Source organism: Candidatus Poriferisodalis sp. (assembly GCF_965208485.1).
Classification (GTDB): domain Bacteria; phylum Actinomycetota; class Acidimicrobiia; order Acidimicrobiales; family Poriferisodalaceae; genus Poriferisodalis.
Genome location: NZ_OZ242344.1, coordinates 2974887 through 2987649, shown reverse-complemented (window position 1 = coordinate 2987649; position 12763 = coordinate 2974887). Strand labels below are relative to the sequence as shown.

12 protein-coding genes are annotated in these 12763 nt (G+C 66.7%); 7 read left to right on the top strand and 5 right to left on the bottom strand.

Translation table 11 applies throughout. The features are described from left to right. Nucleotides 1-3 precede the first annotated feature (3 nt). Nucleotides 4-1152, top strand: a complete 1149-nt coding sequence (locus ACOGXQ_RS14015; protein WP_419944246.1) for a DUF459 domain-containing protein — start codon at nucleotides 4-6, stop codon at nucleotides 1150-1152. Nucleotides 1153-1248: 96 nt separating this feature from the next. Here ACOGXQ_RS14015 and ACOGXQ_RS14010 read toward each other — a convergent pair whose 3' ends face one another. The 3 genes from ACOGXQ_RS14010 to ACOGXQ_RS14000 all read right to left on the bottom strand — a co-directional run bounded on the left by ACOGXQ_RS14010 (nucleotide 1249) and on the right by ACOGXQ_RS14000 (nucleotide 4468). Beyond that, nucleotides 1249-2958, bottom strand: a complete 1710-nt coding sequence (locus tag ACOGXQ_RS14010) for a polysaccharide deacetylase family protein (protein WP_419944245.1) — start codon at nucleotides 2956-2958, stop codon at nucleotides 1249-1251. A gap of 79 nt (nucleotides 2959-3037) precedes the next feature. Then, nucleotides 3038-3124: a 50S ribosomal protein bL37 gene (locus ACOGXQ_RS14005; RefSeq protein ID WP_419947404.1), complete on the bottom strand. Its 87-nt coding sequence runs from the start codon at nucleotides 3122-3124 to the stop codon at nucleotides 3038-3040. 204 nt (nucleotides 3125-3328) lie between these two features. Then, entirely contained in the window at nucleotides 3329-4468 is a 1140-nt protein-coding gene (locus ACOGXQ_RS14000; RefSeq protein WP_419944244.1) for a CaiB/BaiF CoA transferase family protein, read from the bottom strand. 526 nt (nucleotides 4469-4994) lie between these two features. On the opposite strand from ACOGXQ_RS14000, the gene ACOGXQ_RS13995 reads away from it, so the two are divergent. The 3 genes from ACOGXQ_RS13995 to ACOGXQ_RS13985 are packed head-to-tail and all read left to right on the top strand — an operon-like array spanning nucleotide 4995 to nucleotide 7827. Further along, nucleotides 4995-7142 (top strand): DNA methyltransferase, encoded by a 2148-nt coding sequence (locus ACOGXQ_RS13995; protein ID WP_419944243.1) that lies wholly within the window; start codon nucleotides 4995-4997, stop codon nucleotides 7140-7142. A gap of 24 nt (nucleotides 7143-7166) precedes the next feature. Continuing rightward, the gene (locus tag ACOGXQ_RS13990) at nucleotides 7167-7421 is read left to right on the top strand and encodes a type II toxin-antitoxin system Phd/YefM family antitoxin (protein WP_419944242.1); all 255 of its coding nucleotides are present in this window, start codon (nucleotides 7167-7169) and stop codon (nucleotides 7419-7421) included. Continuing rightward, nucleotides 7414-7827 carry a type II toxin-antitoxin system VapC family toxin gene (locus ACOGXQ_RS13985; RefSeq protein WP_419944241.1) on the top strand — a complete coding sequence of 138 codons (414 nt, stop codon included), beginning with the start codon at nucleotides 7414-7416 and terminating at the stop codon, nucleotides 7825-7827. The genes ACOGXQ_RS13990 and ACOGXQ_RS13985 overlap by 8 nt, the downstream gene beginning before the upstream one ends. A 122-nt stretch (nucleotides 7828-7949) precedes the next feature. Here ACOGXQ_RS13985 and ACOGXQ_RS13980 read toward each other — a convergent pair whose 3' ends face one another. Together ACOGXQ_RS13980 and ACOGXQ_RS13975 are read right to left on the bottom strand one after the other, a co-directional pair. Beyond that, complete coding sequence (locus ACOGXQ_RS13980) at nucleotides 7950-8744, bottom strand: hypothetical protein (RefSeq protein ID WP_419944240.1); 795 nt, start codon at nucleotides 8742-8744, stop codon at nucleotides 7950-7952. 374 nt (nucleotides 8745-9118) lie between these two features. Beyond that, nucleotides 9119-9835 carry a hypothetical protein gene (locus ACOGXQ_RS13975; protein WP_419944239.1) on the bottom strand — a complete coding sequence of 239 codons (717 nt, stop codon included), beginning with the start codon at nucleotides 9833-9835 and terminating at the stop codon, nucleotides 9119-9121. Between the two features lie 416 nt (nucleotides 9836-10251). On the opposite strand from ACOGXQ_RS13975, the gene ychF reads away from it, so the two are divergent. The 3 genes from ychF to rsmI are packed head-to-tail and all read left to right on the top strand — an operon-like array spanning nucleotide 10252 to nucleotide 12553. Further along, entirely contained in the window at nucleotides 10252-11361 is a 1110-nt protein-coding gene (gene ychF / locus ACOGXQ_RS13970) for a redox-regulated ATPase YchF (protein WP_419944238.1), read from the top strand. A gap of 2 nt (nucleotides 11362-11363) precedes the next feature. After that, entirely contained in the window at nucleotides 11364-11699 is a 336-nt protein-coding gene (locus ACOGXQ_RS13965; protein WP_419944237.1) for a DUF192 domain-containing protein, read from the top strand. Further along, nucleotides 11696-12553: a 16S rRNA (cytidine(1402)-2'-O)-methyltransferase gene (gene rsmI / locus ACOGXQ_RS13960; protein WP_419944236.1), complete on the top strand. Its 858-nt coding sequence runs from the start codon at nucleotides 11696-11698 to the stop codon at nucleotides 12551-12553. Before ACOGXQ_RS13965 ends, rsmI begins: the two co-directional genes overlap by 4 nt. The last annotated feature ends 210 nt before the right edge of the window (nucleotides 12554-12763 follow it).

Below are 12763 nucleotides of genomic sequence, written 5' to 3'. Positions count from 1 at the left end.
GTCATGCCGGCATCGCACGCACCCTCCGAGTACCAGAGCGGACCGTCACAGGACCATCCGCGTCTTGATGCGACGAATCGTCGCACTGGCGTTGCTGCTGGCAGGGCGCTTGCCGCCGGCGCGCTCGGGCTGGTGCTGGCGATAGCGCTCAACGCTCAGCAGCTTCTGCGTGAGGCACAGCAGAAGCCGTTCGGCTGGGAGCGCGACTCGTCAGTCGCGATCTGGGAACCCGTCGATAGCGCTGTGAGCGCCGCGGGGCTGCACCTGCCTCGCCTGTGGGTTGACGAGGCGCTGGGCCGCACGGCGGCTGATCCAGGCGGCACGCCTGCTGCACCCACCGGCGTCAACGCCGAGGTGACTGTGCCAGCCGCAGGCAGCACCGACGCACACCCCAGCATCGTTGTTGCGGAGGCCGACGACGATGGCGAGGCGCCCGGGGTCCCGTCGACGAACCCAGTCTCCGAGACTGTGCCGGATGCCGTCGGCGAGCCGGTGCCTGCGGTCGCCCCGACACCGGACAATCCGCTGCGCCTGGCGGTGATCGGCGACTCGATGGTCAGGTTCTTCGGCGACACCATGGTCTCGCTGGCCCATGAGACCGGTGTCATCGAGGCCCAGACCGAGCATCGGCTTTCCAGCGGCCTCACCCGTCCTGACTTCTATGACTGGCCGACGCGCATCGTCGAGGTCATGGCCACCGACAATCCCGACGCGGTGGTGCTGATGTACGGAGGCAACGATGCGCAGGGGCTGGTTGTGGACGGCCAGATCGCTCGCCCGTTTTCGGACACTTGGTCGGGCGAGTACTCCGCTCGCGTCGGTCACGTGATGGACCTGGTCACGACAGATCCCGACCGCCTGCTCATCTGGGTCGGACAGCCGATCATGCGCGACCCCGACTTCGATCACAAGATGGTTGAGCTCAACAAGATCTACGCAGCTGAGGCCGCCGCTCGTGAGCAGGTCCGCTACGTCGATACACGGGACCTCTTCCGGGGACCCGACGGCGGCTTCAGCCGTTACGTGATTGACGAGGCAGGTCAGCGCACCGACGTGCGCCTCACCGACGGAGTCCACCTCAGCACGATCGGCGGCCAGTGGCTGTCGCAGCTCCTGCTCGATGAGCTCGGCGAGATGGTCGACTTGGGTTGAGTTCCGGCGCCGTGTCATAAACCGGCACCGCCCGCGATCGGCGGGCGCCGATGCGGACTGATGTCTCGCGTGCCCACGCAGCGGCAGCCCAGTCTCTCAACGGCAGAGCGCCTTGAACTCGAATCCGGAGTCGGCCAGCTGCTCGAGCGCCATATCGAGGCCTCGGACGGTTGACGAGCGATTCCCGCCGCCATCGTGCAGCAGGATCACTGCGCCCGCAGACGCACTGTTGACGATGCCGCTCGCGATGGTGCGGGCGGACGGTCTCTTCCAGTCGTGAGGGCTGTAGGACCAACTCGCCAATCGCAGCCCGTGCTCGGCAGACCACTGCTGTGTATGCGTGCCGATGTCGTAATAGGGCGGCCTGATGCACGCTGTGGCGAGTGGCCCCAGTATTTCCTGGGTACGGCTGACCGAGCGGTCGAACGCCGCCCTCGACATGCGAGCCACCGACCGGTGATCCCAGGAGTGATTGGCCAGGGTGTGGCCCTCATGTGCGATCCGCTGCACAATCAATGGATGTCTCTCTGCGAGGTAGCCCACGACGAAGAACGTCGCCTGTGCGCCGTGCTTCGCCAGCACATCGAGCACTTGCGGCGTGTAGGTCGGATGCGGGCCGTCGTCGAACGTCAGATACATCGTCGGGCCGTCGTCGGGCACCACCGGAGGCGACGTGCGGGTGCTCGACCAGAAGCCGTCGAGGTCGCGCGTCGCAATCCGGTCGCCCTTTCCGAGGGGAAGCACCTCGATCGAGAGCCGGTAGCCGGTCGGCTCTATGAGCGACGAGACAACCGTGACGTGCCAGGCGCCTCCCTCAGGCAGCCGGCTCGCGAACCGCTGGGTCTGCTCGGCGACGGGCACCAGGACAGTGTCGGGGCTGAGACGAGCCTCCAGCCAGACGCCATCGGGCGCCTCGAGCGTTGCCACCATGACATCGTCCTCGGAGGCGTGGACCACGAACGGATGCCGTTCGCGCAGTTCGATCCGCTCCGACATGGCGGCGCCGAACTCGTCGAGCTGGAACGCCACGGGGACCGGGGATCGCGTGAGTTGCAGCGACGGCATGTTGTGGATGGGTTCGACCCGGGTAGCCGTCACGGATGCACCCAGGCGGTCTGTGCCGTCTGCAGCGTCGGCGCTGTCTGTCTCGTTGGCCTCGTCTGCGCTGTCGACCCTGATGCTCAGCGTGACCCGTCTCGTGATCACCGTCGGCGGCTCATACGGCGACCGGTCGAAGAGGGACACTTCGATGGTGTTGTCCCGGATGTCGATCGTCTCGATGATGACGCGTCGTCCGAGCTCGATCGGTTCCCGAAGTCGGAATGCCCCGCCTGCATCGACAGCGGGGACGAGCCAGTCGGTCGGCAGTGAGCCTGAGGCCTCCTCGGTGACATGCAGGACGTAGTCATCGATGCCGTCACCGTTCAGATCGCCTTGAACCATCCCGGGCTGCAGTGCGAAAGCGCGATCTGGGAATGACGACGCGAGCGTCGCCTCGACAGCCGTCGCAAACCTCTCCTCCTCCGGTACGTCGGCGTCGGTGTCTCTGGACTCGAGCGGAGACTTGATGATGGGCGGGCCGTCAGCCTCGCCGGTCGGTGCCTCGCTTGTCGAGCGCGGCGCAGCCGATGTCGAGGTGGGTGGCGGCTCAACTGATGTCTCGGGCGTCGCCGCGCCCTCGGTCGCAGCGTCGTCGGGCGTCGCAGTATCCGGCGCGCCCTCGTCGGCGAACTGTGCGTTGCACGCTCCGCATATCAACGCCATGCCGAGCACGCCGACCAGCGCATGTCCGCGAAATCCGCACATTGGCACTGACAATGGCCGATTCAGCACAGCGCGATGCAGCGCGTGAACTCTGCCCGAACAGCGGCGCGGCAGCGGGCTTCTAGCCGCGACCGCAGTTGGGGCGCTTGCCGTGATTGGCCCTGCTGCGGCGCGCCCGGAGCTTCCGTTTCTTGGTGCGCTTCGACATCGGAGACTCAGGCTACCGATGCAGTCGGTGTAAGCGTCTTGAGTCACCGGACGCGGTGTCAGGAGCGGCGCTGGCGGGCGAGTCTTCCCGTTGTTGTTCGATTTGTTTCCCGCTCTTGTTCCCAATCCCGATTCAGCATGGAATCACGGTCGACACGGACTCACGGGCCGCTCGGGCCACGGATTCGCCGAGCGGATCCGCCTCTCAGCCGACGGCGCCCACCTCGCGCAGCTTCTCGATGCCGTCTGCGTCGAATCCCCAGTCGGCCAGCACCTCGTCGGTGTTCTCGCCGGGGGATGCGGGCGGCCGGGCGACCTCGCCGGGGGTGCGGCTGAAGCGAGGCGCGGGAGCAGGCTGCATCACCCCTTCCACCTCCACGAAGCTGCCACGGGCGACGTTGTGCGGGTGGTGGGGTGCTTCGGACAGGTCCAGCACCGGGGCGTAGCACACGTCGGAGTCAGCCATGACCCTGTCCCACTCGTCGCGGGTCTTGGTCCTGATGACCTCCGCCAAGCGCGCCCGCTTGTCCGCCCATGCGTCCCGGTCGTTGCGGTCCACGGTGGGAGCGTCGGTCAATCCGGTTTTCTCGAGCAGTTCGTCGTGGAACTTGCCCTCGATGGAACCCACCGAGACGAACTTGCCGTCGGAGGTCTCGTATACGCCGTAGTAGTAGGCACCGCCGTCGAGGAAGTTGGACTCCCGTTCGTCCGCCCAGCCGCCAGAGCCGTAGATGCCGTAGATCGCCGCCATCAGCGATGCTGCGCCCTCGGTCATGGCCGCGTCGACCACCTGGCCCCGGCCGGAGTCGCGCGCTTCGAGCAAGGCGGCACACACGCCGAACGCCAGATACATGCCACCGCCGCCGAAATCGCCGACCAAGTTGAGGGGCGGGCTCGGCGCCTTGGAGGGGCCGATGGCGTGCAGTGCACCGGTGAGAGCGATGTAGTTGATGTCGTGACCGGCGGCGTGCGCCAGCGGGCCTTCCTGCCCCCACCCGGTCATGCGGCCGTATACGAGCTTCGGGTTGCGGGCGAAGCAGTCATCAGGCCCTAGGCCGAGCCGTTCGGTCACGCCCGGTCGGAATCCCTCGATCAGCGCGTCGGCTTGCTCGACCAGCTTGAGGACCGTCTCGACGCCGTCGGGTGACTTGAGGTCGACTGCCACCGAGCGGCGGCCGCGGTTCAGCACATTGAACTTGCGGCCCCGGTCGATTCCCAGATCCTCAGGCGCCATGCGATCGATGCGCACGACGTCGGCACCTAGATCGGCGAGCAGCATCGCGCAGAACGGTCCTGGGCCGATGCCGGCCAGTTCGATCACCTTGAGTCCTTGCAACGGTCCCATGGGTTCCTCCCTGTGCGTGGGCGTCGCGGGCCGCAGCGCCCGCGTCGGGGGAGTCTTGCACGCCGCACTTCGTACCGTCCAGGAGCCCTGCCCTGTGCTTCCCGCTCTTGCTCGCTTCGCTCACGGGCCGTTCGGGCCACGGCTTCGCCTGCTGGCTCAGCCCCTTATCTAGCAGGCTGCTGAAATATGCAGGTCTGGCCGGAAGCGCAAGCCCCTGACCTGTGGGTTTGCAACTGGACACCGCCTGAGAATCGACTTTTTCAGCATCCTGCTAGAAGCCAGGGTCAACGGTTGCGGTCGCTGGCCACGTCGGATGCCTTCGCCACGTCTGCGGAGAGCTGAGCCGTCGCGTTTCTCGTGTGGCTGGGTGAGAATCCCGACGCGTTGCGTCCAGTCGTGTCGCACCCCTTCGGCAAGCTCGGGATCGTGTTCTGGTGCAGAACGGCATCCCTGACCGGCTCCCTGAGGCCTCTTAGGCTTGACGAAGTGTCTGGGCCTCGCTTGAGCGGCACGAAGGTGTCGGGCGATGGCTGACACGACGCCACGGGACGTGGCACGCCGTGCCGCTCAGACCCGGTTTCCGATGACCTCGGACATCCGGGGCGGCAAAGGAAGCGTCTTCTACCGTGCGCACTCGTATCACACGAAGGTGCCGGTCGAGAGCATCGTTCAGCTCATCGAGCATTACACGGACATGGGCGATGTTGTGGTTGATCCGTTCTGCGGATCCGGCCAGACTGGTGTCGCTGCGGTGCTCACGGGCCGGCACGCGGTCGTCTCGGACCTGTCGCCAGCGGCGGTTCATATCGCACGCGGATACACCGCGCATGTGGACCCTGTCAGCTTCGGCCAAGTCGCTTCGCGGTTGCTGGACGGACTCGCGCCGCTGGAGCGGGAGCTGTACGGGGTGCCCGGTGGACGCATCGAGTACACGGTCTGGTCGGACGTGTTTCGCTGCTCGACGTGCGCGAGGGAAATTCTGTTCTGGGAAGCGGCCGTCGATCACAGGGCCGGTCAGGTGAAGCGATCGCTCTCCTGCCCCGTAGGTCATGGACCCTTCAACAAGAGCGAGCTCGATTGGGCCGGCACCCGTCCCGTGCAACGGAACATCAGCGTCGACGGTCAGCGAGCCCGCGCGGTGGCGCCGGTGTGTGCGTCGAGCGACCGGGGCGCTCACGACCGGTCCGGCATTCCCCTCTGGTTCCCGACGGAGCCGTGGGAACGCTGGCGCGAGATGTGGCGCGCCCAGCACGACGTGCAAGGCATCGACACCTCCGCGGACTTCTTCACGGACAGAAACCTCTGGGCGTTGGCGGCACTGTGGGATGCGATCGGGCAGGTCGACGACGAAGCGATTCAGACTGGCTTGCGGTTTGTCTTCACCGCCAGCGTCAATCGGGCGTCACGCCGCTACCAGTGGCATCCGTCGCGTCCCACCAACGTCCTGTCGTCCACGATGTACTTGGCATCGCTGAACTACGAGTTCAACGTGTTCAGCCTCTTCCGCCGCAAGCTCTCGACGATCGCTCAGATGTACGAGCAGACATGGCTGGCACCCGGTTCATGCGAGGTGCACCTGGGTTCCGCCGACAGCTTGGACTGGCTGGCCGACGGCGTCGCGGACTACGTGTTCACCGATCCTCCGTTCGGTTCCAACATCTTTTACGGGGACTCGTCGTTTCTGTGGGAGGCATGGCTCGGCGAACGGACCGACATCGCCGCTGAGACCGTGATCAACAAGCGGCTGAACGATGACCTCGGCCGCACGACTCTGTATGGCTACGAGAAGTCGATGAGTCGTGCGATGGAAGAGATCGGCCGCGTGCTGCGCCCGGGTGCGTGGGCATCACTGCAGTTCCACAACTCCGACGACGCTGTCTGGTCTGCGATCCAGCGCGCAGTCGATGCTGCTGGGCTGAGCGTTGAGGCCGCAGTCGTCATGGACAAGGGCCAAGCGTCGTTCAAGGGCCTGCGTCATCAGCAACGAGGCGAGAAGGTCGCCAACTTCGACCTCGTGCTGCACCTCGCCTCGGTGTCACAGCGGGGGACATGCCCCCAGCGTCGCGAGATTGGGCGAACCGACATTCAGCGAGTGCTCGAGGAGTATGTGGCGCACCAGCCGCCGTCGCGCTGCACCACGCCGTGGCTGCACTCCCAGGCGATGCGTCATCTGATAGCGAGCGGCGCGTCGCCGGCGGGATGGAGCTTCGCGGCGGTGGAAGCACTGTGCGACGAGACATTCGAGAGGAAAGGCAGCTCATGGCGTCTGCGAACAACAGCCGAAACGAAGACCGACAGCTTCGACTGGGCCTCGGGCAGGTCCTCAGCTACGCGTATTTGGTCGATTGGGGTGCCGCGACGAATCGTCCCGTCCTCGCAGTCGAACGAAAGCCGTCAGCCCCGCACTGGCCCGACCTCTGCGCATCACACGGCGTCAAGCTCTCTTGGCCCGAGACCTTCGAAGAAATGCTCGACGCCTGCACTTGACCCGTCGCCTGCAAGACACCGTCAATACGCCGGGTCTCCGTCACCGGCTCTGGGGCATCACCGCCTGCGCTGTGCTCGGCTAGGACGAGGCCGAGTTCGCCTAGCAGGCGCTCCGAACCCGAGTACGCCCATCAGCGCTCGATACTCGACCGGCACGGAGCGAGACCGCCTGAAGCCCGGCATGTAGCACTGTGTGCTACACTCATGGTGCATGAGTGCTGAGATCAGCCAGCGAGAGCTGCGAAACGACAGCGGTCGCATCATGCGCGCCGTCATCGAAGGCGAGACCTTCATCGTCACCCGTAATGGTGAGCCAATCGGCGAGCTCAGTCCGCTCCGGCGCCACCGGTTCGTGCGAGCCGAAGCGGCTATCGAACTGTTCCGAACCGCGCCGGCCATCGACTTCGAACGCCTCCGCCGCGACCTCGACGGCATCGCCGGCCAGACCATCACCCCACGTGCGTAGCGGCGACCGGCCCGAGCGCGGCCTGCTGGACACCTCGGTCGTCATCGACCTCGAAACCGTCCCCGCCGCCTCCCTCCCCATCGAGGTCGCCATCAGCGCCGTCACGCTCGCCGAACTCGCCGCCGGACCACACGCCACTGACGACCCCGCCGAGCGCAGCCGCCGCCAGGATCGACTGCAACGAACCGAAGCTGCCTTCGACCCCCTCCCATTCGACGCCGATGCCGCCCGGGCGTATGGCCGCGTCTTCTCGGCCGTCATCGCCGCCGGACGCAAGCCTCGCGGGGTCCGAGCCGTCGACCTGCTCATCGCCGCCACCGCCCTGGCCGCGGGCCTCCCGCTCTACACCCGCAACCCCGACGATTTCCAGTCGCTCGACGATCTGATCGAGTTGATCGCTGTCTGACGAAGAGCGCCGTGACTGGCGGAAGCTCGAGACCGGCGTGACCTTCGACGCCGATGCAGCCCGCTCCTGCAGCCCTCGTGGGCGTCCAGACGATTGGTAGTTTCGGCAACGAACCAAGCCGACTAGCCCTGATTGTTCACGTGAATTGCTCTGATCGTTTTGGCTCTTCGTTTTTTGGGTGTGGTGGGTGCCGGTTTTGGGCGGTGTGTGGTGGCGGGGCCGGTAGGGGTGGGGCCGTTGGGGGTGCGCTGCGCGCCGGGGTGGCGGGGCTCTCGGCGCACCACGAGCCGCGTGCGGGGCGGCCGGCCTGAGAGATCGGCGAGGTCCGCGACCTGAGCGCGGCTGCGGCGCTGCTTTGGGCGGTCGAGGACGTCGTGGCACAGGCTCGGCTCCCCCAGTGCGCTGCGGACCGCCGCTGTGACGGCCGGCGAGGAGCGCGCCGAGATGACATAGCCGATGTTGCGCTCGACCAGTTCGCCGACCAGTGCCGGCGAGGCGCCCGCGGCGTCGACGCGCGCCACCAGCGGGCCGCCGCGGTCACGACCGGCCCACATCTGCGGGCGCACCTGCGCTGCTGCGCCCAGCAACGCCGCCGCGCCGCCCGCGCCCAGCCCGGTGATCACCCGGCACAGCGCCGAGTCCGACGCCACACCGCCGAACAGCTCCCGCTGCGCTCGCAGATGCTCGATGTCGCTGCACGCCTCCCCGCCCGCGGCCACCGTCAACAACGCGTGCACCAGCACCGCGCCCCGATCATGAACCGGGGCGCGCTCCCCGCGTCGGGGCACCGCGGCCGACAGCGCGCCGGTCAGCCCCACGCAGTCCGCGAAGCCCCCCAAAGCGAACAGCCCGGCGCCCCACACGACCCGATCCCCGCCGCCTGCCAGACACGCGTTCGCGACACTGACAGACTTCACCTCGCAGATGCCCCCCTGAACCCGCCGATGCGGTCGTTGAACACACGCATCGTCGCAGGCCAGAGAGGCTTTTCCGCGGACCCCAACAGCCCCGAACACCACACTCGTGAATAGTCAGGGCTAGTGGTGCGTCGGCAATTTGCACAGGGCCTGCCGAAGCCTGTTTCCGCAGGTCAGCGGGCCGCGACCTGCCCGCAAGAAAACCGCGACACACCACTAGCTGCGACGACACTCGCTGCGGCGCTTGGCGAGGTGCAGTCGAAGCGTGTAGTGCAGTCAGAAAGCTCTCGACGAAGGCGAACTGGCCGATCACGAGCGGAGTTGAATCGTGCGCCGTGGAGCTTTGGGAGATTGCTCGATCGAGTGGGCGTTGGTCACTTGGAGTAGTGGCACGATCCCGTGACGGCGATTTCTCCGAAGTGCTCTGCGAGGAATTCGGAAATCGGCGGGTCGTACGCAGCGAGTTCGTGCCGCTGGCGGGACAGGTCGAACGGCCGGTTGAGGGTCATGGTCCACACGTAGTCGTTGTCGTTGGTGCCGGACCAGTACTGGAACATCTCTGCGAAGTACTCGCGGTTGTTGGTTGCGGCGTAGTGGCCTTCCCAGATGCCCGATGCGATTGCGTCCTCGTAGAGGCGCTGCAGTTGCGCGTCGAACGTCTCCGGATCGTCCCATGCGAGACCTGACGACTGCTCTTGCATCTCGAACGACGAGTGGATGCCGTGGGCCAGCTCATGCACTGCGACGTCTTCGGTGGTGTGAGTGTCGATCGGATGGCCGCTGCACAGCACGTTGGCCTCAGAAACCATCGTGTGCGGCGTTGCACCGCCGCCTTCGCATCCCAGACACACCGACGGACCCCAGCCGCCGCCGATGATCTGGTCGAAGTCCACTTCCCATTCCTCGATCAGCTGCTGCGGCAGCGCCCGGACCTCGGGCACACTGCTGATGAGCAGCTGTGTCTTGCCGACTACGACGTAGGTCCAGCGGGCCATCTGCTCGATGACATCGGGCCGGTTCGCGAGCATCTGCGTGATGATGTACGCCGTCCGCTGAAGGGCCTCAGGGTCGACCCCCGCGTCGGCGATCACGCAGCGACCCGACAGCGACTGCCACGGACACCACGACGAGCGACGCTGTCAGCAGTGCAATCGCCGCGGTCAGCGCAGTGTTCGTCCGCCTCCTGCGCATCTTCGATCTCCTGTAACTGATCCGACCCAGTCCAGCGGGCAACACCATAGAGTTGGACTTTGACGTGTCAGTGCACTCGCCGCATGCTCTAGGCGGCACTGAAATATGTAGGTCTGGAATATGTAGGTCTGGCCGGAAGCGCAAGCCCCTGACCTGCGGGTTTGCAACTGGACACCGCCCGAAAATCGACTTTTCGGCATCCTGCTAGTGGTGCGTCGCGGGTTTCGTTGCGCGGTGCGCTGGTCCTCTGACCCGCGCGAACAGCGGGTGGCACCCCGCGAGCAAACCTCAGACATACCACTAGCCTCGCCGGGCGATGGAGCGCTTTGGGTTCGTCGGCCTGCCCAATGCGGGAAAGTCGTCGCTGTTCAACTCCCTCGCCGTCGGCGGTGCGCTGGCGGCGCCATACGCGTTCGCCACCACCGATCTCAACGTCGGCGTCGCCCGCGTACCGGACGCGCGGCTCGAGGCGCTGGCCGCGATGAGTTCGAGCCGCAAGGTGGTGCCGACGACGACCGAATTCATCGACATCGGCGGTCTGGTGGAAGGCGCCAGCAAGGGCGAGGGGCTCGGCAACCGTTTCCTGGCCGGTATCCGCGAGGTCGACGCGATCGTGTTCGTGCTGCGCGCTTTCGGTGATCCGGATGTGCCCGGCCCGGCTGACCCGCTCGAGCACCTGCGCATTGTCGAGACGGAGTTGACACTCGCCGACTTGGAGTCTGTGGAGTTGCGGATCGACAGGCGGCGCAAGGCATCACGAAGCCAGCCGTCCGATGGCGCGCTCGCCGCCGAAGTGGTGGCACTGGAGGCGGCGCTCGAGCATCTCGAGGCTGGTACGCCGCTGTTCCGGGCCTGGCCGATGGCCGCGACCTGCGACGGCTCTGATGCGCATCCGTTCCGAGCAGCGCTGCGAAGCCACTTCTTGCTCACCGACAAGCCGGTCATGGCGGTGCTGAACCTCGGCGAAGATCAGCTTGACGAAGCCGACGGGCTGGCTGTGCCCATCGAGGCCGAGCTGCCAGGCGCCACCGTGCTGCCGCTGTGCGTGCAACTCGAAGCAGAAGCAGCGCAGCTCGATCCGGATGGGCGCGCTGAGATGCTGAAAGGACTCGGCTTGGGCGAGGGCGCTCTGGAGCGATTCGTCACTGCAGCACACGGCTTGCTGGGCTTGCGCACTTTCCTCACCACGGGCGAGAAGGAATCCCGCGCTTGGACATTCCGTGCCGGCTGGCGGGCACCGCAGTGCGCTGGGCGGATTCACACCGACTTTGAGCGCGGCTTCATCCGGGCCGAGGTGATCAACTGGTCTGAGCTGCTGGACTTGGGTTCGTGGGCTGCAGCGCGTGACGCCGGTCGGCTGCGAATCGAGGGGAAGGACTATCCGATGCGCGACGGCGACGTCGTGGAGTTCCGCTTCAACGTGTAGCCATGCCGTGGCTGGCGTGCGGGGACCGGGTGGTGGCGAGCCTCGAGGTCGCTCGTGCCCGTTCGGAACGCCGCCGGGGCCTGCTGGGGCGTGACGACCTGATCGGGGCGTTGCTGATCGAGCGGTGCCGCGCCGTGCACACCATCGGAATGAGCTTCGACATCGACGTGGCGTTCGTGGACGCTGACGGGTGCGTGATCGGCATCGTGACGATGCCGCCGGGGCGGATCGGTCGGCCTCGCCTCGCGGCCCGGTCGGTGATCGAGGCTCGAGCGGGCGCATTCGAGCGTTGGGGGGTGGCCGTCGGCGATGCGCTCGATGTCCGGCTCGACCGATGAATGCTCAGCAGCCCGTCGGGTTGTGGCTGGTGGCGACCCCGATCGGCAATCTGGGGGATATCCCAGAGCGGGCGATCGACGTGCTGCGCGACGTCTCGTTCGTGGCCTGTGAGGACACCCGCCGCACCGGCTTGCTGCTGCAGCGGCTGGGCATCGGACATCGTCCGCTGGTTGCGCTGCACGAGCACAACGAGGCCGCCGCTGCGCCGGTCATCGTTGAGCGATTGACGGCGGGGGAGACCGCCGCCTATGTCACCGATGCCGGCATGCCCACGGTGTCCGATCCGGGACAGCGCTTGGTGGAAGCCGTGGCTGCGGCGGGGCTGGGGGTCAGCGTGGTGCCCGGGCCGTCGGCGCCGGTTGCCGCGCTGGCGGTGTCGGGCTTGCCGGCGCGGCGCTGGGTCATGGAGGGCTTCCTGCCTCGCAGCCGCAAGGCGCGTATGTCCCGCCTCGCTGAAGTCGCGGCTGAGCAGCGCACGGTGGTGCTGTTCGAGTCGCCCAGACGGCTCGGCGCAACGCTGGCCGATCTGGCTGAGGCGTGCGGCGCCGACCGGCCTGCGGCGGTGGCGCGTGAACTCACCAAGCTGCACGAGGAGGTGGTGCGCGGCACGCTGGCCGATCTCGCCGTCGCCTATGCCGAGCCTCCCAAGGGCGAAATCGTGCTGATGGTGGGCCCGGCGCCGCCCGCAGCCCCCACAGACCACCAGATCAGAGCCGAGCTCAGAGCCGAGCTTGACAGCGGTGCCAGTGCACGCGACGCCGCTGTAGCAGTGGCACAGCGGCTCGGCGTGAGCCGCAGTCGGGTGTACCGGCTGGCTGTCGAGTTCGCCGGTATGAAATGCGCCGAGGGCTGAGGCGCACGACTCTGGATTCTGCCCCAATTCCTCGAACTCGTTCCTCGAACTCGCTGAGCCACTGAGCCGACACCCCCACACGGCTCGCTGCCTCAGCCTGGGTGAGTCCGAGGCGGCGGCGGACTCGCAGAGATCGGGCGAGACGACGCGACATGCGCACGTCGAAATCGATGGGTTCGGCGGGTCGCCGGATCAGTCATGGAACTAGAT